The organism is Yersinia sp. J1 (genome assembly GCF_050586585.1).
GTDB lineage: Bacteria > Pseudomonadota > Gammaproteobacteria > Enterobacterales > Enterobacteriaceae > Yersinia > Yersinia entomophaga.
On the sequence record NZ_JBOBDP010000004.1, the window covers coordinates 173580 to 194588 of the forward strand.

Consider the following 21009-nt stretch of genomic DNA (forward strand, 5'->3'; position numbering starts at 1 on the left):
CCCAATTGCGCGGGTAAAGGCTTCATTTATTATCGCATATGCAAAACAGAGTTAAGCCACGTTCGATAAAATCACTTTGTTTGATAATTAATCACTATAAATCTTTGTTTCAAGTGAAAGATGACATTCCGCTTCAATGTGACTATAATCCGCCGCGGAGTTGACTAGACAGTCGCCGCTTCACTGCCGTCCCTCTCGGGGGAGACAGGTGGAGGGGAGGAAAGTCCGGGCTCCATAGGGCAGGGTGCCAGGTAACGCCTGGGGGGCGCAAGCCTACGACAAGTGCAACAGAGAGCAAACCGCCGATGGCCCGCGCAAGTGGGATCAGGTAAGGGTGAAAGGGTGCGGTAAGAGCGCACCGCGCGGCTGGCAACAGTCCGTGGCATGGTAAACTCCACCCGGAGCAAGGCCAAATAGGGGTTCACATGGTACGGCCCGTACTGAACCCGGGTAGGCTGCTTGAGCCAGTGAGCGATTGCTGGCCTAGAGGAATGACTGTCCACGACAGAACCCGGCTTACCGGTCAACTCCCTCTATTATAGAGCCCCTTGTGAGGTTATCCTCACAAGGGGTTTTTTATTGGGTGATTGACTACTGCGCGTCGCCCTAAAATTCAATGGAGTGTAATTTCTTCGGTTCTTGACGTGATAAGTCAGCAACACTAATACGGATGCGAGTGAAAGCGTGCCGCTGGGGTCGTAGCGGCGTGAGCCGCCGGAGCGCCCCTCGGTGCGCTAAGCTCGAGCCTGTAAGGTGACAGGCTACTGCGCGTCGCCATTTTGGGCTGACGCAGTGCTCAGAATCCTCACCTACTTTGTGTAGGTTCCGGTTCCTACGTGCTGGGCGCACCCCAACTCGGCTAGCTCGCGACGTCCTAAAATCCAGCGTGATGCGATCTTTGAGGATTCAGCTGTTATTTGAATCAGTACCTATACCGGCAGGTCGATTAACAGCGCGCGTAGCGGCGTTTTGGCTTTAATGGTGAGCTGCTGCTCTTCCTGAACAAAGGCGCCGTCGCCGCAGGTCAGACGCTGAAGATCGCTGGTCTGCGAACCTTCCACTTCTACGGTGCCGTGAATTGACTGTAAATACGCCCGTTGACCGTGAAGCTGAATGCTATGTTCATCTCCCGCCGCCATATCCAAATGGTGAATCCACATCTGCTGACGCAGCTTCAGACTCCCCTGATCGCCATCAGGCGAAGCCAGTAAACGATATGATTCATTGCCTAGCGCTAGACGCTGACTCGAATCAGTATCCTGCTCAGGGCAGGCATTCAGCCACAGCTGAATCCGGGTTAATGGCTTACAGCCACTCAAATTATGCTCGCTGTAACTCACCTCAGACTGCGGCGAAAATAAAATAACATCGCCTTCTTTTCCCTGTACATGATTACCCAAACTGTCTCTGTACTCCGCTTCACCCTGTAAGATCAGGTTGAGAATATCTACCTGAGGATAAGTTCGTGGCTGAAACGCTGCGCCGGGTGCGAGAACTTCCTGATTGAGCACTCGCAATGAAGCGTAGCCCAGCAGTTTGGGATCGAAATAATGACCGAAAGAAAAGGTATAGCGGGCCTGTAACCAACCAAAGTCAGCTTGCCCGCACTGTTTTGCCGTTCTGCATGTGATCATGACGATGATTGCCCCTATAAATTGATAGACAAATGGTAAGCGTCTGGACGCAGGATTGTTAGCCAGTTAATCTGGTCGGTATATTCAAATTTCCTGACTGAGAAAACTGATGGCCAAAGATCGGGCGTTAACGCTAGAAGCGCTGCGGGTAATGGATGCGATTGATCGTCGAGGCAGCTTTGCCGCTGCCGCTGATGAACTGGGTCGAGTGCCTTCGGCCCTCAGCTACACCATGCAGAAGCTTGAAGAAGAGCTGGATGTGGTGCTATTTGACCGCTCCGGGCATCGCACTAAATTCACAAATGTTGGTCGGATGCTACTGGATCGCGGCCGGGTGTTATTGGAAGCTGCCGATAAACTGACTACCGATGCTGAAGCGCTGGCGCGGGGTTGGGAAACACACATCACAATTGTGAGTGAGGCGTTGTCGCCCGCCTGGAAACTGTTCCCGCTTATCGACAAACTGTCGCTCAAGGCCAATACGCAGGTTTCAATTTTGACTGAGGTTCTGGCCGGAGCCTGGGAGCGATTGGAGCAGGGGCGTGCTGATATTGTTATCGCACCAGATATGCATTTCCGCGCTTCTTCAGAAATCAATTCACGAAAATTATATAAAGTAACCAGCGTCTACGTGGCCAGCCCAGATCATCCAATCCATCAGGAACCGGAGCCGCTCTCGGAAGTGACTCGGGTTAAATATCGAGGTATTGCCGTGGCAGATACCGCTCGCGAGCGCCCGGTCATTACCGTTCAGTTATTGGATAAACAGCAGCGTTTAACGGTCAGTACTATTGAAGATAAACGACGCGCGTTGCTGGCCGGATTAGGCGTGGCGACCATGCCTTATGAAATGGTCGAAAAAGATATCGAAGCGGGTCGCTTACGGGTTGTTGGGCCGGAGTACAGCCGAGAAGTGGATATTATTATGGCCTGGCGGCGAGACAGTATGGGCGAGGCTAAGTCCTGGTGCCTGCGGGAAATTCCTAAATTACTGGGGCGCGGTTAGGAATATAGTGAGACGGGCGCTGGTCGCCCGTCCGAGTAAAAAAGGTATAACAGGGTATTGGGTTAGACTATTACTCTGAACCAAAACGAACATCTCGCCCGTGGGCCGACAATAAATCCTGTTCTGGCCCGACGGAAATAATACCGTAGGGATTAATCGTGGCATGACTACGATAATAATGATTGCGAATATGTGGCAAGCTAACGGTGCCAGCAATGCCTGGCATCTGGTAAATATCTCGTAGGAAACCGAATAAGTTCGGATAATCACTAATTCGGCGTTTATCACATTTAAAGTGGGTGACATAGACAGGATCAAAACGAACTAAAGTGGTCCACAAACGTAAATCAGCTTCAGTCAGTTGATTGCCAGTTAAATAACGCTGCTGGTCCAGAATTAATTCCAATTTATCCAACGCCACAAACAACGTATTTACCGCTTCATCGTAGGCGTTCTGGCTGGTGGCAAAACCGGCTTTGTATACACCATTATTTACCGCATCGTAGACCCAACCGTTAATTTCTTCGATTTCCTCACGCAGCGCTTCGGGATAATAATCCCCCTTGGCGGCACCTACACCATCAAATGCACTATTAAAAATACGCATGATATCGGCGGATTCGTTGCTAACGATGGTTTGCTGCTGCTTATCCCAAAGTATGGGGACGGTCACTCGTCCGCTATAAGTGGGTTCTGCACGTAAATACAACTGGTAGAGGTAATCCGATTGGTAAAGGGAATCTCCGGTGGTATCAGGGAAGTCGGTGCCAAAGGTCCAACCTTTATCCAACATTAATGGATGTACGACTGAAACCGGAATAAGGGATTCTAACCCTTTAAGGCTGCGCATTAATAAAGCGCGATGCGCCCAAGGGCAGGCAAGTGAAACGTATAAATGATAACGATCTTTTTCCGCATTAAAGCCGCCGCGGCCGTGAGGGCCGGGCTGGCCATCAGGGGTTATCCAATGACGGAATTGTGAGGTGCTACGTTTGAAATGGCCGCCGGTTGACTTAGTGTCGTACCAGATGTCTTGCCAAACGCCGTCAACTAGTTGTCCCATTGGGTACTCCTGTGTATTTAGAGGTAATCACGAATTTTATAGCGCAGAGAGCAGAGGAAGGCGAAATAAGTTTGGATTAGCAACGCCGTATTAATCCATTCGTCAGTAAGGCGACAAAATAACAACGCCCTACCATCAGATAGGGCGTCGGATATTAGCCGCGGGGGAAAGTTACCACTTTTTGCCCAGCAGACGGTCAATACTGAATGCGCCAGGACCTGCAACGGCCAGCACCAGGAAGCCACCGGCGATGGTCAGGTTTTTCATGAACATCAGCTGGTTTACGCCTTCCGCAAAGTTTGTGTGGAAAATCAGCGCGGTTAACAACGTGAAGCCCGCGGTAAACAGAGCGGTAGTACGGGTCAGGAAACCAAACAGAATCGCCAGACCGCCGCCAAATTCCAGCAAGATAGTCAATGGCAAGAAGAAGCCGGGAACGCCCATCATCTGCATATATTGCTGAGTTCCAGCATAGGCATCGCCCATTTTTCCGTAACCGGCAACAATAAACAGAATTGGCATCAGAATACGTGCAACCAACAGACCGGTATCTTGTAATTTATTCATCGACTACTTACTCCAAATAAGGGTTGATGCTAATGCTTAACATTAGCGGCAATATTTCGTGGCAATCCGTTGGCTTTCCAGCTTCATACCGGGTTGATGAATAATATGTTAGTAGGGAGGTAGGAAAGTTGTTAGCAAGTAATACTGTTTGTTTTTATCAAAAAAATTGATGGGTTTAACAAAAAGTGCGAAAAAGGTTAGCCGATAAAGATAAGTGGAAGGGTTGAGAATAAAAAATAAATAATAAATTGAATGAGTTAATAAAACTCGCCGTCTGAGACAGTGGCGACAGGCGAGTTTAGCGGGAAGAAAATGTGCGACGGAAAAGTCGGAAGGTACCCCACGCGCTTAACGCCCTGCGGGACCAGCGAATCATTCGGCTGGGATGGCGAACGCCATAAACTGCGATCAGACTGGAACCCAGAACCAGAAACTTACGCATTTCAAGAATTTTGAGCCAGCCGCGATCGTAAGGCGCGGTCACTTCAATCCAGTGTGCCGCGCTGTTAGCCAGATCCAGGCGTTGCTGTTCAATCTGACGCAGCAACTTTTCCTTCTCTAACCGTAACTGGCGGCTCACTGGTCTTTCTCCAATAATTCCCGATCGATTTCCAATTGTTGACGGGTAGAACCCAAAAACGTGGAACGACGAGCTTTAACCAGCGTCCAGATAACACCTATCAACGCTAGCCCCAACAGCACGCCGGTGGTGATAGCCAAAGCCATAAAGCGGTAGACGGGATCAACGGCCCACATCATTAACACCAGCAGGCTCATTAAACCAAAAGCGGTTAATAGCAGAGTGATTCCGGCCATTATCAGCAACTGAATCAGCGTTGCCTTTTCCTCTTCCAGCTCAATTACCGCCAGTCGAACGCGGGTTTCAACCATGCCAACCACGATAGTGGCGATGCGATGGATGGTATCAAGGACCCCTTTACCGGGGCCCTGTGTGCGAGGTTGCTCTGCCATAATTAGCGACGAGACAACAGAACGCCCAATACCACGCCAACTGCGGCACCGATACCAACACCTGTCCAAGGGTTGTCATGAACGTAGTTATCAGCCTTGTCGGCGATTTCTTTGGTCTGAGCCGCAATTTTGTCGCCGGTTTCGCTCAGGCGCTCACGAGTGTCCTTTAGGGCACTCTCAGCTTTGGATCGTAATTTATCTAACTCAGCTTTTGGCTTATCAGAGGAGGAATGCAAAACTTCTTCCAATGTATCTGCCAGTGATTTGAGTTCGGCGCGCAAATTTTCAGCGTTTTTATCTTGTGCCATATAAATAACTCCTTAACATAACTGAGAAGAATATCTAACATAGCGGATTTTCTGAGTGGTTGAAAGGCCAACCTGTGGAAAATCATGCTAATCCGCCTGCGGATTCGTCCTAAAAAACACCATAAAATGGCTTTTTAACCAGATTTTTGACTACCAAAAGCGATGAATAATATCTATTCAGCCTGAAGTTGCTTTAGCTCGGTTTGGGCTTCGTCCAGCTTCTTCTGCTTTTTGGCGATTTTCTTTGCGTCACCGGTTTCCTGCGCCTGCTTCAGCTCTTGCTGACGCTCGGCAACTTTCTGCTGTTTCTGAGCAACTTTTTGCTGATGCTCAGCCTGTAAACCGGCTTCAGTACAGTTGGATTTCACTTCTTTCAGAGCCGTTTCCAGCCCGGCAACGCGCTGGGTATTACCATGCTGTTTGGCATAATCGATCTGCTGCTGAATTTCTTTCGCTTTGATATCGCAGCCGTTAGCGGTAGCAGCCTGAGCCAGGCCGCAGAATGCAACAACCGGTAAAACCAGCAGAAGGGAATGGCGTAACAACATAATATTTCTTCCTTTTTGCAGCCTGAAGACAACGGTGTGTCTTAGTTCCATGCCGCTTAATAAATGGGACATATCAGTAATGGCGATAACCGCACTTAAGTTAAGCATAGCGCTGAATAGAACATCGCCCAAGTTTTCTATTGGGTTATATTGGGGAATCCCTTTCATTTTTCAAATTGTTGCGTGGTTAGCGGCAGCGCGAAACCTATCGGTTACATATCGAAGAGTAATCAGAGCACGCGGGGAGAAATGACATCAGAGGGACGGGGGAGAGTTTCCCCCGACAGAGGATTGAGCTAGCCTATTTTTTGCGTATCACCGCCAAACTTTGGCAGCCAGCTATGACGTTTGGTTGATTCACTCAGCACGATGACGTAGCCCTTCGGCAAAATAGCCTGCAATGCTTCAATGGCTTCTTTCTGCTGCTCCGGTGATTCCAGACTTACCACCAAACTATCGGCCTCCGGCGTAATGCTTTTAATCCGAATGCCTCGTTCGTCCAGATGTTGATAAAGGTAGAAGCCGTCCGGAAGACTCAGCCCTTGTTGATTAGGGCTGATTTTCAGGGCGCTTTCAGTATGCAGTATCACGGGGGTAAACAGCGCGACAAGCACCAGCATACCCAACGCTAGCACCGCATAGTGCCAGCGTGGGCGGCGCAAACGAGCCAGAAGCTGGATCACGCCTGATTTCCTTTATCACCCTGCACGCTGCGCTTTTTACGCCACAGTACGTACAGAGAACCAAATAGGCCGATAAACAATAACGCTAGCGGTAGCAGCATTAGGAAGAACATGACTTCATCTTCGTATTTGCGGAATACCGGCGTTTTACCCAACGCGAACCCCAATGTAGTCAGAATCAGTACCCAAAGCAGGCCGCTGACCCAGTTAAAGAACTGGAAACGAGCGTTGCTCAGGCCAGAAAGGCCAGCAATTGTGGGTAACAGTGTCCGGACGAAAGCTAAAAAACGGCCAATTAGCAGGGCGGACAAACCGTGGCGGTGGAATAAATTATGCGCGCGGGTGTGATAGTGAGCAGGTAAATGGGATAACCAACCCTGCACTATCTTGGTATTTCCCAGCCATCTTCCCTGTATGTAGCTGACCCAACAGCCTAAACTGGCGGCGGTAGTCAGAACCACTAGCGTGACCGGGAAACTCATTGCCCCTTTGGCAATCAGTACGCCGACCAGAATCAGCAGGCTATCGCCGGGTAAAAATGCTGCTGGCAGCAGGCCATTTTCCAGAAATAGTATGACAAACAGCAGGATATAAATGGCCCACACCAACGAAGGGTTAGCGAGTGTTTCGTAGTCCTGCTGCCACAAGGCATGTAAGAGTTCTTTAATGATATCCATCTGGTATTCCTAAAACGTCATTGTTTTTGTTGCGCTCACGCGGCGGTTCAGATAAAGGTGCTGATACTTCCAAAGTGAACCAATCCGTTGATGCGTATGCAGTAAATCTATTTTTTGCTTATAAATTTTTATGACAATGGAAACAGAATTGCGGCGTCGTGATAAGTCAGTGCACCGCTGTACAGGATATTACTCTCTTTCCAGCCGCCCACGCGATTTTGCTGCGCAGCTGAATGAAGCATCCAGCGGCCAGATTGGCGTAATGGTGACGGTTGTCGGGACTGCTTATAGATTTCTTTTGCCTGAGCATTGCGTGAAGTTAGGAACCAGGACGGATGCCAACTCAGGTTTACCCATAAAGTATTGCCTGTTCCGGTGAATTTAGATGTGCCCAGACGGTTTTTAATTGAGAAATTTTTGATCCGCTTGCCAAGACGCAGCTGGTCGGGCAATGGCGCATTATGTCGGAAGACGTTTTGAGTAATGAATTCAACATTAATGTATTGAATTGCGGCGCGCTGAAGGGCGGTATAAGAAACGTCCTGCGTGGAATCAGAATGCCCAGCCAATAGCGGCTTGCTGGCGACCGAACCGGTCCAGCAAGAAACAGCAATAAGCAGGATCAACAACCAGCGCATCTTTCGCGTTTCGCTCCCAAAGTGGCGGGAAAAAAAAGAGCAGTCACTTTAGCAAAATAGCAGGATATGAAACAGGGAAATATAGGCGTTAATTGATGGTTTATTGTACCGCTTTTAAGAAATAGCTTCTCTGCTTACATTTGCTGACAGATCTCGACATTTACTGACTAGAGTGATCCCGCCAATGCAAGGTTATAAGAGGGAAACCGCAATTTTTGCAGGCGGTATCCCTTTTATTTTTCGATTCTTCCTGCGGAAAAACGTAGGTAATAGTAGCGGGGAGACTATTCAGCTCAGGCTTTGCTGTTTATCGTCATATTGTTGGCCGCAAGATTATCCAGATGAACCACTGGATTTTCTGCAAATAAATAACGATCGACGTTAAATTCGAAATCATCAGTGGTGGCATGGAACAGCATTTGCTTGGTGTTTTCCAGATGCTGCCACATTGCCAGTTTGCTGGCATAAGGATCTTTACGCATTAACGCTTTCAGGATCTGATCGTGATCTTCGCACCAGCTCTCAATGGATTTATCGTCAATGTGCTCATGCAGTTTGATCCAATACGGATTATGCACCCGTTGGCTCCACATTTTCTCGACGATAGTGGCCATCGCGGTATTTTGGGTAGCCAGAGCGACCTGCACATGGAATTTCAAATCCCATTGTGAATCCCGAAAACGATCTTCCTGACGAGCGTGTTCCTGTATTTCAATCAGTTTGACTATATCCTGACGAGTGATTTGCGTTGCTGCAAACTCGGCGATATTGCTTTCAATTAACTGGCGCGCCTGAAGTAGCTCAAAAGGACCGGCAGCAGCGAACTCAATTTCATTGCTTGGCATGACCAAATGCTTCTGCTGATTGGACATGACGTGGATGCCAGAGCCTTTGCGTACTTCTACGTAGCCCTCGACTTCCAGCATAATAATCGCTTCACGGACGACGGTTCTGCTGACATTCATTTCTTCCGAAATATAGCGCTCAGCAGGCAACTTATCGCCAACCTGATACACACCAGCTTCGATGCGTCGTTTTAACTCTGCGGCCAACTGTTGGTATAACCGTCTGGTATCTGTGAATTCCATGATTAAGGCTCTTGGATCAATTGAGGCAGATAATGTTATGACTCAGTGTTGTCAGGGCTTGGAGGCTATCCCGAACGGCATATCTCGCGGACTTGTTATACCACTTATTCCCGATTGGTTCTAGCTATTGCTATCACAGATATACTTAACCAAAGGTAGTGTAGGGCGGAGAAAAACAAACCCGGCAAGCTTCTGCCGGGCTAGTGTGTGCGCAGTGCGTCACTCTTGGAGAACGTCGCCGGACGGGTTAATTTTGCTCAGCCGGTGCTTGTTGTATCGGATCTGTCTGTGAGTCATCGGCAGGGCGATTTTGCAGCACCGTCCAGATAACGATGACTGCCAGTACGTCGAACACCGCCAGCGCGGCAAATAGTGGGCTGAAGCCCAACGTATCTGCTAATGCACCAACCACCAGAGCAAACAGCGTACTGGCAGTCCAGGCTGCCATGCCGGTTAACCCGTTGGCAGTGGCGACTTCGTTACGACCGAAGACATCGGAAGACAGGGTAATCAGCGCGCCAGATAGAGACTGGTGAGCAAAACCACCGATACACAGCAGAGCAATAGCGACATAAGGACTAGTGAACAGGCCGATAGTGCCAGGCGCAATCATTAGCAGACCGCCCATAGTCACAACCAATTTACGAGAAACAATCAGATTCACTTTCAGGTATTTTTGGAACAACGGAGGCAGATAGCCACCGAGAATACAGCCAAGGTCAGCAAACAGCATTGGCATCCAGGCAAACATCGCAATTTCTTTCAGGTTAAAGCCATAGGCTTTGAACATGAATAGTGGAATCCAGGCATTGAACGTCCCCCAAGCCGGTTCTGCCAGAAAGCGTGGGATGGCTATACCCCAGAATTGGCGGTTACGGATAATCTGCATTGCAGACATCTTTTTCGAGTTGGAGGTGGAGTGGTGAGCTTCCTGACCGCTGAGAATATAGTCCCGTTCTTCATCCGTCAGTCGTTTCTGATCTTTCGGGTGTTTATAGAAAATTAACCAACAGATAGCCCAAATCAGGCTGAGCACACCGGTAATGATGAAAGCCATTTGCCAGCTGTGCATGACTATAGCCCAGACCACTAACGGTGGAGCAATCATTCCGCCAATGGATGAACCGACGTTAAAATAACCAACGGCAATAGAACGCTCTTTCGCCGGGAACCATTCGCTACTGGCTTTCAAGCCTGCGGGGATCATGGCTGCTTCAGCTGCACCCACGGCACCACGGGCAATGGCCAGGCCGCCCCAACTGCTGGCTAACGCGGTACCCATACAGAATATCGCCCACATAACGGCGAACATGGCGTAGCCGATTTTGGTTCCCATGACGTCCAGTACGTAACCTGCAACCGGCTGCATCAAAGTGTAAGCGGCGGAATAAGCGGCGATAATATAAGAATACTGTTGCGTAGTGATATGTAGCTGTTCTTGAAGCGTAGGTGCGGCGACGGCGATGGCGTTACGTGTCAGATAACCCAAAATCGTGCCCATGGTGACCAAGGCTATCATGTACCAGCGTAACCCTTTAATTTTACGCATTTCTAAATCTCTCCCAGTCTCTAAGATTACTGCTATGGAGTGCTGTCTGGCGGCAGTCCATGGCGCAATTTGGTCCATCCAGTCGATGCCCGTGCACCCGGTGGTACCTAAACGCTCCTTTTTTGATCGTGTCTCTCAACGCCGAGGGGGTTAAATCAAGCTGATGCCCCTAAGGTTGCGATGCCTGGTATCACCACGGTCCTAAGCCGTTAGAAAAATGACACTGACGATGTATTCCTTCACCGACGACCTGTAATTTTTTCGATTTGGTTTCCCCTGAACTCTCATGATGCGTATCCATAAGACAACTCAGGGCGACGCAACAATAACTTGTCATACAGATTTAAAAGTTGAGTGACATCACAAAAACCACTTTTCAATTAGGGAATAATAGAACTCGTCAGCCTTAGTGCTGCAAGGGACTAAATAATAGAAAATGTTGAGTATTTGTTCATTTTGTTAGGTTTTTGCGATCACTGTCTTGTAAAAAGTGCTGGACGGTAAGTGGAATTGGTGTGATAACTTCGCGATAACAGAAAACAGTGCTCTACGATGTAGCCATGTGAGGAAGCCAATATGTCGCAGTTTTTAACCGAAGATTTTTTGCTGGATACCGAGTTTGCCCGTCGTCTGTATCACGATTATGCAAAAGATCAGCCGATTTATGACTATCACTGCCATTTACCACCGGAACAAATCGCAGAAGACTATCGTTTTAAAAACCTGTATGACATCTGGCTGAAGGGCGATCACTATAAATGGCGCGCTATGCGTACCAACGGCGTTGCCGAACGATTCTGTACTGGCGATGCCAGCGATCGGGAAAAATTCGAAGCTTGGGCCGCAACCGTCCCTCACACAATTGGCAATCCTCTGTATCACTGGACTCATCTGGAATTACGTCGTCCTTTCGGTATTACCGGCAAACTGCTTTCGCCGAAAACATCGGAAGAAATCTGGCAACGTGGCAATGAGCTGTTGGCTCAACCGGCTTTCTCTGCGCGCGGTATCATGCAACAGATGAATGTCAAAATGGTCGGCACCACCGATGATCCTATTGACGATCTGCGCCACCACAAAGCTATCGCCGCGGATGGCAGCTTTAACATCAAAGTGTTGCCAAGTTGGCGTCCGGATAAAGCCTTCAATATTGAAGCCGCCGGTTTTCGCGATTACCTGAAGCTGCTGGAAGCTGCGGCAGATACGTCTATAAGTAAATTCTCCGACCTGTGCGACGCATTGAACAAACGTATGGATCACTTTGCCGCTCACGGCTGTAAAGTCTCTGACCATGCGTTGGACGTGGTGGTCTATGGTGAAGCAGACGAAACGACGCTCGACGGTATTCTAGCTCGTCGTCTGACGGGAACTCAGCCAACGCTGGAAGAAGTGGCTCAGTTTAAAACCGCTGTGTTGCTATTTTTATCTGGTGAATATCATCGTCGTGAATGGGTTCAGCAATATCACATCGGTGCGCTGCGTAATAACAACAGTCGCATGTTCAATCTGGTTGGCCCAGATATCGGTTTTGACTCGATTAATGACCAGCCGCTGGCTCAGCCGCTTTCCCGTTTGCTGGATGCGCAAGGTCTGCGTAATGCGCTACCGAAAACGATCCTGTACTGCCTGAATCCACGCGATAACGAAGTCATTGGCACTATGGTCGGCAATTTCCAGGGCGAAGGTGCCGCAGGGAAAATGCAGTTCGGTTCCGGCTGGTGGTTCAACGATCAAAAAGACGGTATGCAGCGCCAAATGACCCAACTGGCGCAGCTGGGTTTGCTAAGCCGCTTTGTCGGTATGCTGACCGATAGCCGCAGCTTCCTCTCTTATACACGTCATGAATATTTCCGCCGAATACTGTGTCAGATGATTGGCCGCTGGGTGGCAGGTGGTGAAGCACCGGCAGACATTGAACTGCTGGGTGCGATGGTGAAAAACATCTGTTTCGATAACGCCAAACAGTATTTCGCTATCGAATTGTAATGTGCCAAGCGGGAGCGCCAATCGGCCTCCCGCCTTTCAAACTTTTGCTTAATTCAACGCTGTCTGCGGGACGGAAAGCGACGGGCTGTGCATATGATGCCGGTTTATCGCCCGTGGCCTGTCTATGGCGGAACGCGTTATGAGGTAGATCAACATGCTAACCCTGAACCGTCGTGATTTTCCCGGCCGCAGTTACCCTGACAAAGTCATTCAATTTGGCGAAGGCAATTTCCTGCGCGCCTTTGTCGATTGGCAACTGGACCTTTTGAACGAACATACCGATCTTAACGCTGGGATCGTAGTGATCCGGCCAATAGATACGGATTTTCCTCCGTCCTTGAGTACGCAGGATGGCCTGTATACCACGGTCATTCGCGGTCTGAATGAGCAGGGGGAAGCGGTGCGGGAATCTCGGCTGATCCGTTCGGTGAATCGGGAGATCAATATCTATCGTCAATTCGACGAGTATCTGGCACTGGCTCGCGATGCTAATATTCGCTTTGTTTTTTCCAATACGACCGAAGCCGGTATCGCCTGGAATGAGCAAGATAAACCGGATGATGCGCCACCGGCGTCATTTCCAGCTAAGCTGACTCGCTTATTATTTGAGCGCTATACGTATTTTGACGGCGCGGCAGATAAAGGCTGGGTGTTGTTGCCCTGTGAATTAATCGATTATAACGGCGAAGCCTTGCGGGAACTGGTGCTGCGCTATGCGGAGCATTGGCAGTTACCGTCTGGATTTACCCGTTGGCTAACAGAAAATAATACTTTTTGCTCAACGTTGGTGGATCGGATTGTGACCGGTTATCCCCGCGATGAAGTGACCGCTTTACAGGCTGAATTGGGCTATCAGGACAGCTTCCTCGATACGGCGGAATACTTCTATCTCTTTGTTATTCAAGGGCCACAGTGGTTGGCAAAAGAGTTGCGTCTGGATCAACTGGATCTGAATGTGTGCATCGTGGATGACATCAAGCCGTATAAAGAGCGTAAAGTCGCCATTTTGAACGGTGCTCACACAGCGCTGGTGCCTATCGCTTATCTGGCCGGTCTGGATACCGTCGGGCAAACCATGAATGATTCTGAAATCAGTCAGTTCGTGGAAAAAACCATGATTGAAGAAATCGTTCCGGTTTTGGATTTACCTGAGGATGAACTGCTTTCCTTCTCGCAGGCGGTATTAAGCCGTTTCCGTAACCCTTTCATTCAGCACCAGTTATTGTCTATTGCGTTGAACGGTATGACCAAATTCCGTACCCGCATTTTGCCTCAGCTGCTGGCTTACCAGCAGCAAAAGGGCAAGCTGCCGCCGCGTTTAACCTTTGCATTAGCCGCGTTGATCGCCTTTTATCGCGGGGAACGTCAAGGAGAATCCTATCCGTTGCAAGACGACGCTCACTGGCTGGAAACCTACTCTCGCTTATGGAGCAGTGTGAAGCAATACGAAACGACTCCCGCCGCATTGGTTCAGACCGTTTTGTCTGATGCGAATCATTGGGGGCAGGATTTAACTGCAGTACCCCAGTTGGCCGAACAGGTGACAGAGCAACTGCAAACTATCCTGGATCGTGGAATGAGAGCAGCGGTTGCGGCTTACAGCTAAAGGTTTTCTATGCAAAAGACGATAAAAATTCACCCACTGGATAATGTAGCCGTTGCTCTACAGGATCTGGCGCAGGGAGAAGTCATCAAAATTGATGGCGATGCAATCACGCTGGCGCAGCCAGTGACCCGCGGGCATAAGTTTGCGCTAACTTTAATCCAGCCGGATCAAATGATTGTGAAATATGGTTTGCCGATAGGTCATGCACTTAGCCCGATTCAAACCGGTGAACATATTCATTCTCAAAACGCTAAAACCAATTTAAGTGACTTGGATGAATACCAATATCAGCCAGAATTTAGCGATCTGCCGGTGCAAATGGCCGATCGAGAAGTTCGGATCTATCGTCGCAAAAATGGCGACGTGGGCATTCGTAACGAATTGTGGATCATTCCAACCGTTGGCTGCGTTAACGGTATCGCGCGTCAGATCCAACAGCGTTTTCTGAAGGAAACCAACGAGGCGGAAGGCATTGACGGGGTGCATTTGTTTAGCCATCCGTTCGGCTGTTCACAGCTTGGTCAGGATCACGAAAATACCCGAACCATGCTGCAAAATATGGTGCGCCATCCTAATGCCGGTGCGGTATTAGTTATAGGTTTAGGCTGCGAGAACAATCAGGTCGACGTTTTCCAAACTACGCTGGGAGAAGTGGACAATGAGCGGGTTCGCTTTATGGTGTGCCAGCAGCAGGACGACGAAGTGGAAGCTGGCTTGGAACGACTGCGAGAACTATATCAGGTAATGCGCAGCGACCCGCGTGTGCCGGGTCAACTCAGCGAACTGAAATTTGGCCTGGAATGCGGTGGTTCGGACGGTTTGTCCGGTATCACGGCTAACCCACTCTTGGGGCGTTTCTCCGATTATGTGATTGCCAACGGTGGCACTTCGGTTTTGACTGAAGTACCAGAAATGTTTGGTGCAGAACGCATTTTGATGAGCCGTTGTCGCGATGAGTCTACCTTTGAAAAGACTGTTAGCATGGTGAATGATTTTAAACAGTATTTCATCGCTCATCATCAGCCAATTTACGAAAATCCGTCACCGGGTAATAAGGCTGGCGGCATTACTACGCTGGAAGAAAAATCGTTGGGCTGCACCCAAAAAGCAGGGCAAAGCAAAGTGGTCGACGTGCTGAAGTACGGCGAGCGCCTGCAACGTCCGGGGCTGAACTTGCTCAGCGCTCCGGGGAATGATGCGGTGGCAACCAGTGCGCTGGCGGGGGCAGGCTGTCATATGGTGCTATTCAGCACCGGTCGAGGTACGCCTTATGGTGGTTTCGTGCCTACGGTGAAACTGGCTACCAACAGCGAGTTGGCGGCGAAAAAACCTCACTGGATCGACTTTGATGCGGGAAAACTAATCAAAGGGACTTCAATGGATGTTTTACTGGAAGAGTTCGTCGAACTGATCGTCGCCATTGCCAATGGCAAACCGGCGCGCAATGAAGCCAATGATTTCCGTGAATTAGCTATTTTTAAAAGCGGAGTCACCTTGTAACTAGTATGGTTAACCATTAAAATAAAACGACGTTTCATTTTTCGCGCGCTTACCGTGGGCCCCGATTAGCGGTAAGCGCGTCGTTTTAGCTATGTTCGACTCCAGAAGAGATAGGGACTCCCCTATACCAGGAATACCCCACCATGACGTTCTATTGGTTTGCCCAAGCTGTTGGCGTATTGGCATTTTTTGTCGGTATTACCATGTTTTTCAACCGGGATGAACGACGTTTCAAACTGCAACTTTCGGCTTATAGCGCCATCATCGGTGGCCATTTCTTTCTGATGGGAGCCAGTGCAGCAGGCAGCAGTGCATTGCTTAACGCTCTACGCACCCTGATCTCGACCAAGACTCGTAGCAGCATAGTGATGGTTGTGTTTATCATTCTGACACTAACGTTAGGTTTGTGGCGAATGCATCACGTAGTAGAGCTTTTGCCGATAATTGGCACCGTAGCCAGTACTTGGGCGCTGTTCCGCACTCACGGCTTAACCACGCGCTGTATTATGTGGTGCTCAACCGCCTGTTGGGTAATTCATAATATCTGGCTGGGTTCGATTGGCGGATCGCTGATTGAAGGGAGTTTCCTGCTGATTAACGGCTTTAATATCATCCGCTTCCGTCGCTTGCAATTGCAGGGCATCGATCCTTTTCTGGTCGAAAAGAAAGGATAAAAAGGGCGGCTTTTGCCACCCTTTGGATAAGTGAGAATCTTGAGATTTAACGCGTTGCCAGCGGGTCTGGATTAGCCAGTTTGGCATCGTCAGCCTGACAGGCTGCGGCGGTAAACAGCACATCGGTAGAGGAGTTCAGCGCGGTTTCTGCCGAATCCTGCAATACGCCAATGATAAAGCCTACAGCAACTACCTGCATGGCGATTTCATTTGGAATACCGAATAAACCGCAGGCTAGCGGAATCAACAGCAACGAACCACCGGCCACACCGGAAGCGCCACAGGCGCACACAGCCGCGACTACGCTGAGCAATAATGCCGTCGGCAAATCAACCGCAATACCCAACGTATGTACCGCTGCCAGCGTCAACACGGTGATGGTAATTGCCGCGCCGGCCATATTGATGGTGGCACCCAGTGGAATGGAAACTGAATAGGTATCTTCGTTCAGATTCAGCTTTTTACAAAGTTCCATGTTCACTGGAATGTTGGCCGCAGAGCTACGGGTAAAGAATGCGGTTACACCGCTTTCACGCAGGCAGGCAAACACCAGTGGGTAAGGATTACGGCGAATTTTCCAGAAAACAATCAGTGGGTTAACCACCAGTGCTACCAGAAGCATACAGCCGATCAATACGACCAGCAGTTGCACATAGCCCAGTAATACGCCGAAGCCAGTTTCTGCCAGAGTAGAAGCTACCAGACCAAAAATACCCAGAGGAGCAAAGCGAATCACCACTCGTACCACGAAGGTAACGGCGTGAGACATATCAGAAATCAAAGACTTGGTAGTCTCTGAGCCATGACGCAGAGCAAAGCCTAAACCGACCGCCCAAGCCAGAATACCGATGTAATTGCCGTTCAATAGCGCATGAATCGGGTTGGCAACGATGCTCAGTAATAGCCCACGTAATACTTCAACAATGCCGCCCGGAGGGGAGATATCGGCATTATTGGTTGCCAATACCAGCGTCGAAGGGAACATGAAACTCACGGCGACGGCAATCAGGGCCGCCGAGAAGGTTCCTAACAAGTACAGGAACAGGATAGGGCGAATACTGGTTTTCTGACCCTGCTTATGATTTGCGATAGAAGCCATTACCAGCATCAATACTAATACCGGGGCGACGGCCTTCAATGCGCCGACAAACAAGGTGCCTAACAGGCCTACCGCGACAGCGGCTGATTGTGAAACGCTTGCCAGAATGATACCGGCAACCAAACCCACCAATATCTGTTTAACCAGACTTCCGTGGCTTAAGTAGTGAAATAGCCCTGATTTTTTGTTTTCCATAAATATCAATTTACCTCTTCCCAGTGAACTGAATGTCGCTGTGTTGAATGACGTTGTACAGGCTTCATACCTCGGCCGGAACCTGACCGGGTACTTTTTCTTCAAACCTGTAACCAAGTGTGTTTGCAGGGTTAGTATAAGGGAATGGAATAGGCTGGAAAGAAACAATTAGGGAAATATAATGTTGATCACTTTGCATAACATTTTGTTTACATATGTGTGATCAAGATAACATTTGGCGATTAGTGGTATCTGCCAAATAAATACGGGGTGACAGACACCCCGTGTAATAGATTATCAGGCAGATAGTCACATAGTTAGTGTGGTGTATTTTGATCGGCGCGGTGATTCACCCAGGCATTCACTAGTAAAGTGAGGGCTAGAATACCGGCAACTACGCCAAGAGAGATGCCGATAGGAATATGGAACAGATCGATGATCATCATTTTGATTCCGATAAACACCAGAATCGCTGCCAGACCGTATTTCAATAGCGAGAAGCGCTCCGCCACGTTTGCTAGCAGGAAATACATGGCGCGCAGGCCGAGAATCGCGAACAGGTTAGAAGTCAGCACAATAAAGGGATCGGTGGTGATGGCAAAGATTGCTGGAATGCTGTCGACGGCAAAAATGACGTCGCTCAGCTCAACCAGAATCAGCACCAGCACCAAAGGTGTCGCGTACAACAGACCATTTTTGCGAATGACGAAACGTTCGCCGTGGAGTTCGTCAGTCATGCGTAAGTGATTGCGAATCCAGCGCACTAAGGGTTTATCACCAATGGGGCTGTTATCCTCTTTGCCAAATGCCATTTTCAGGCCGGTGAATAACAGGAAGGCACCGAACAGATAAAGAATCCAGCTAAATTGCGAAACCAGCCAGCTACCTGCGAAGATCATTGCCGTTCGCAGCACGATTGCCCCAAGTACGCCGTAGATCAGGATGCGTCGCTGTAGATTGGCAGGAACGGCAAAATAGCTGAATAGCATCAGCCAGACAAAGACATTATCGACCGCTAAGGCTTTTTCAATCAGATAGCCGGTCAGGAAAGCGAGCGCCTGCTTATCCGCAATTTCGCGCCCTACGCTTTCGCTCAGATACCACCAGAAACCGGCGTTAAACAGCATAGCCAGGCTCACCCATACCAACGACCAGGCGGCGGCCTGACGTAGCGTCATGGTTTGAGAGCCGCGACGGCCCTGAAGGAAAAGATCAACGGCGAGCATAATCGCGACTACAACGGCAAAACCGACCCAAAGTACGGGCGTACCAACGGAGTTCATCATCAGAGTAAACCTCATAAAAAAACAAAACGGCCAACGTCGGAAGACGCCAGCCGCTATGTCTGAGCTGCAAGCAAACCTCGCCTTCCGGCAAGGTCTCACTTACAACCCTGATGATGTAAAAGCGATTTAATTGCTTCTACATGATGAGGTTGCCCGGTAACCGAGTGCTTTCGCACCGTAATGACGGCAAACCGGCAATGAAGTTACTCCCCTTTGCAGCACCAAAATTAATTCAAAAGAGGGCGTTGGTCAATCACACCTATTCATTTTAATGATGATGCTTGCTGCGAATCCGCAGGGAAAACTACGCCAGTCTGGCGACGAATTTCAGTTTGAAGGCGCGCGGTGCTGACTGAAAGCGCTAAACCTGGATGCTCAACCTGATTTTTAGCAATCAAATCGGCGAAGGCTTCAGCTTCATACCTCATATTATTTTCATACTGCGGTAGCGTCAGATCCTGTATCTCCTGACCTCTTGGAGTATAGGTGATGCTGTGGCACTCAGAGATTCTTTCAATAACTAGCGTGCCGTCTTCGCCCTGAATTTCGCTAGGAATATGAGATTGGCTGACTTTGGAATGGAATAATACGACGTCGAATTCACCGTAATTCAGGCAGACCGTACCGTGAGCGTCGACTCCGCTGGGCAGCAGAGTGGCGCTAGCCTGTACGCTCTGAGGTTCTCCCCATAGCGCGATGGCGCTTGCCAGACAGTAATAGCCGATATCCATAATCGAGCCGTTAGAAAAAGCGGGATTGAAGGTATTAGGATTTTCGCCATTTAAATAACGCTGATAGCGAGAGGAATACTGGCAAAAATTGATAAAGGCTTTGCGTAACTGGCCTAACTTGGGCAACGCATTTTGCAGCTGAATAAAATTAGGCAAATAGGCAGTTTTAAACGCTTCGAAGAGTATGACCTGATATTTTTTGGCGCAGGCAATTAAGGCTTCAACCTCGGCCAGATTAGAGGCCAGAGATTTTTCGCAAATTACGTGCTTTTTATGACTGAGTAACAGCAAGGCTTGGGAATAGTGCAGAGAGTTGGGGCTGGCGATATAAACCGCATCTACCTCGTTGCTCTGGGCTAGGTGTTCCAGAGAATGAAAACAGGCGCTGACCCCAAATTTATTGCCGAAATTTTGCGCCTGCTCCAATTGACGTGAGTAGACCGCAGCCAACGACATCTTGCCACTTGCGTGGGCGGCATCAATAAACCGTTCGGTAATCCAGTTTGTGCCAATAACAGCAAAGCGAATCATAAAAGCTCCGTATCTGTGTACTGTGTCAGTCATTGAACCGCCGCCAGAAAAAGGGCTGACGATGAGAATTTATTGATGCCGTTAGGTCAATTAAGCGGTTAGTAAATATCGCCAAACAGAGATAATTGGGTCAGATAAAGCCGGGTATCGAACTCTAACTGATGATATTGCGGTTCCATGTGACAACACAGGCTATAAAAGGCTTTGTTGTGCTCTTTTTCTTTTAAGTGCGCCAATTCATGCACCACAATCATTTTCAGGAAAGGCTCAGGCGCATTTTTAAATACCGTCGCTACGCGAATTTCAGCCTTGGCTTTTAATTTCCCTCCCTGAATCCGTGAAATGGCGGTATGTAGCCCCAATGCGTGTTTCATTACTTGGATTTTGCTGTCGTAAGCCACTTTGCTCAGCGGTTGAGCGTTACGCAGGTACTGGTTCTTCAGATCCATGGTGTACTGATAAAGTGACTTATCCGTATTGTAATCATGCGGTTGAGGATAACGGTTGCGAAGAACCTGCCCCAAACGTTGTTCGGTGATTAACTGACGAACCTGGGTTTGCAACTGTTCGGGATAACCTTGCAGATAGGTCAATTCCTGCATCTGAGTATGCTCTGGCTGATAAGCCTCACCGTTAGGATTTTAACGATGATGGCTTTACGTTGGAAG

21 protein-coding genes and 1 other RNA gene are annotated in these 21009 nt (G+C 49.1%); 6 read left to right on the plus strand and 16 right to left on the minus strand.

From position 1 onward, the window contains the following. Positions 1-156: 156 nt before the first annotated feature. Positions 157-535, plus strand: an RNA gene (gene rnpB, locus ACQ4OC_RS09260) — RNase P RNA component class A. A gap of 394 nt (positions 536-929) precedes the next feature. Here the strand turns inward: rnpB and ACQ4OC_RS09265 are convergent. Beyond that, entirely contained in the window at positions 930-1634 is a 705-nt protein-coding gene (locus ACQ4OC_RS09265) for a pirin family protein (protein ID WP_064515312.1), read from the minus strand. Between the two features lie 109 nt (positions 1635-1743). On the opposite strand from ACQ4OC_RS09265, the gene ACQ4OC_RS09270 reads away from it, so the two are divergent. Then, positions 1744-2640: a LysR family transcriptional regulator gene (locus ACQ4OC_RS09270; protein ID WP_049597848.1), complete on the plus strand. Its 897-nt coding sequence runs from the start codon at positions 1744-1746 to the stop codon at positions 2638-2640. A 70-nt stretch (positions 2641-2710) separates the two neighbouring features. Here ACQ4OC_RS09270 and ACQ4OC_RS09275 read toward each other — a convergent pair whose 3' ends face one another. The 11 genes from ACQ4OC_RS09275 to ACQ4OC_RS09325 form a co-directional block, all read right to left on the minus strand. Beyond that, the gene (locus tag ACQ4OC_RS09275; RefSeq protein WP_430971116.1) at positions 2711-3703 is read right to left on the minus strand and encodes a glutathione S-transferase family protein; all 993 of its coding nucleotides are present in this window, start codon (positions 3701-3703) and stop codon (positions 2711-2713) included. 171 nt (positions 3704-3874) lie between these two features. Then, positions 3875-4270 (minus strand): DoxX family protein, encoded by a 396-nt coding sequence (locus tag ACQ4OC_RS09280; protein ID WP_049597845.1) that lies wholly within the window; start codon positions 4268-4270, stop codon positions 3875-3877. A gap of 298 nt (positions 4271-4568) precedes the next feature. Beyond that, entirely contained in the window at positions 4569-4850 is a 282-nt protein-coding gene (locus tag ACQ4OC_RS09285) for a YqjK-like family protein (RefSeq protein WP_064515308.1), read from the minus strand. After that, a complete protein-coding gene (locus ACQ4OC_RS09290) occupies positions 4847-5242 on the minus strand; it encodes a phage holin family protein (protein WP_064515306.1) in 396 nt (131 codons plus the stop codon). The genes ACQ4OC_RS09285 and ACQ4OC_RS09290 overlap by 4 nt, the downstream gene beginning before the upstream one ends. Positions 5243-5244: 2 nt before the next feature. Next, positions 5245-5550 carry a DUF883 family protein gene (locus ACQ4OC_RS09295; RefSeq protein ID WP_064515304.1) on the minus strand — a complete coding sequence of 102 codons (306 nt, stop codon included), beginning with the start codon at positions 5548-5550 and terminating at the stop codon, positions 5245-5247. Positions 5551-5723: 173 nt separating this feature from the next. Continuing rightward, complete coding sequence (locus ACQ4OC_RS09300; RefSeq protein WP_064515302.1) at positions 5724-6098, minus strand: DUF1090 domain-containing protein; 375 nt, start codon at positions 6096-6098, stop codon at positions 5724-5726. A 296-nt stretch (positions 6099-6394) separates the two neighbouring features. Further along, positions 6395-6781, minus strand: a complete 387-nt coding sequence (gene mzrA, locus ACQ4OC_RS09305) for an EnvZ/OmpR regulon moderator MzrA (RefSeq protein WP_064515300.1) — start codon at positions 6779-6781, stop codon at positions 6395-6397. Further along, positions 6778-7458, minus strand: coding sequence for a DedA family protein (locus ACQ4OC_RS09310; RefSeq protein ID WP_064515298.1), 681 nt, complete (start codon positions 7456-7458; stop codon positions 6778-6780). Before ACQ4OC_RS09310 ends, mzrA begins: the two co-directional genes overlap by 4 nt. A gap of 128 nt (positions 7459-7586) precedes the next feature. Next, the gene (locus tag ACQ4OC_RS09315) at positions 7587-8096 is read right to left on the minus strand and encodes a hypothetical protein (RefSeq protein ID WP_120805684.1); all 510 of its coding nucleotides are present in this window, start codon (positions 8094-8096) and stop codon (positions 7587-7589) included. A gap of 293 nt (positions 8097-8389) precedes the next feature. Then, a complete protein-coding gene (exuR, locus tag ACQ4OC_RS09320; protein WP_049597832.1) occupies positions 8390-9184 on the minus strand; it encodes a transcriptional regulator ExuR in 795 nt (264 codons plus the stop codon). Between the two features lie 247 nt (positions 9185-9431). Next, positions 9432-10733, minus strand: coding sequence for an MFS transporter (locus ACQ4OC_RS09325; RefSeq protein WP_064515294.1), 1302 nt, complete (start codon positions 10731-10733; stop codon positions 9432-9434). Positions 10734-11309: 576 nt separating this feature from the next. Here ACQ4OC_RS09325 and uxaC point away from each other — a divergent pair. The 4 genes from uxaC to ACQ4OC_RS09345 all read left to right on the plus strand — a co-directional run bounded on the left by uxaC (position 11310) and on the right by ACQ4OC_RS09345 (position 16499). Then, on the plus strand, positions 11310-12719 hold the full coding sequence (gene uxaC / locus ACQ4OC_RS09330; protein WP_120805686.1) for a glucuronate isomerase: 1410 nt from the start codon (positions 11310-11312) through the stop codon (positions 12717-12719). 154 nt (positions 12720-12873) lie between these two features. Then, entirely contained in the window at positions 12874-14325 is a 1452-nt protein-coding gene (locus tag ACQ4OC_RS09335; protein ID WP_430971117.1) for a tagaturonate reductase, read from the plus strand. Positions 14326-14334: 9 nt separating this feature from the next. Continuing rightward, positions 14335-15825: a UxaA family hydrolase gene (locus tag ACQ4OC_RS09340; protein WP_064515288.1), complete on the plus strand. Its 1491-nt coding sequence runs from the start codon at positions 14335-14337 to the stop codon at positions 15823-15825. Between the two features lie 143 nt (positions 15826-15968). Next, entirely contained in the window at positions 15969-16499 is a 531-nt protein-coding gene (locus ACQ4OC_RS09345) for a YgjV family protein (protein ID WP_064515286.1), read from the plus strand. A gap of 46 nt (positions 16500-16545) precedes the next feature. On the opposite strand, the gene sstT is transcribed toward ACQ4OC_RS09345, so the two are convergent. The 4 genes from sstT to ACQ4OC_RS09365 all read right to left on the minus strand — a co-directional run bounded on the left by sstT (position 16546) and on the right by ACQ4OC_RS09365 (position 20943). Then, the gene (sstT, locus tag ACQ4OC_RS09350; protein WP_064515284.1) at positions 16546-17793 is read right to left on the minus strand and encodes a serine/threonine transporter SstT; all 1248 of its coding nucleotides are present in this window, start codon (positions 17791-17793) and stop codon (positions 16546-16548) included. 317 nt (positions 17794-18110) lie between these two features. Continuing rightward, a complete protein-coding gene (locus ACQ4OC_RS09355; RefSeq protein WP_064515282.1) occupies positions 18111-19079 on the minus strand; it encodes a TerC family protein in 969 nt (322 codons plus the stop codon). Between the two features lie 263 nt (positions 19080-19342). Continuing rightward, positions 19343-20341, minus strand: coding sequence for a Gfo/Idh/MocA family protein (locus tag ACQ4OC_RS09360; protein ID WP_064515280.1), 999 nt, complete (start codon positions 20339-20341; stop codon positions 19343-19345). A 98-nt stretch (positions 20342-20439) separates the two neighbouring features. Next, a complete protein-coding gene (locus ACQ4OC_RS09365) occupies positions 20440-20943 on the minus strand; it encodes a M48 metallopeptidase family protein (protein ID WP_430971119.1) in 504 nt (167 codons plus the stop codon). Positions 20944-21009: the final 66 nt, after the last annotated feature.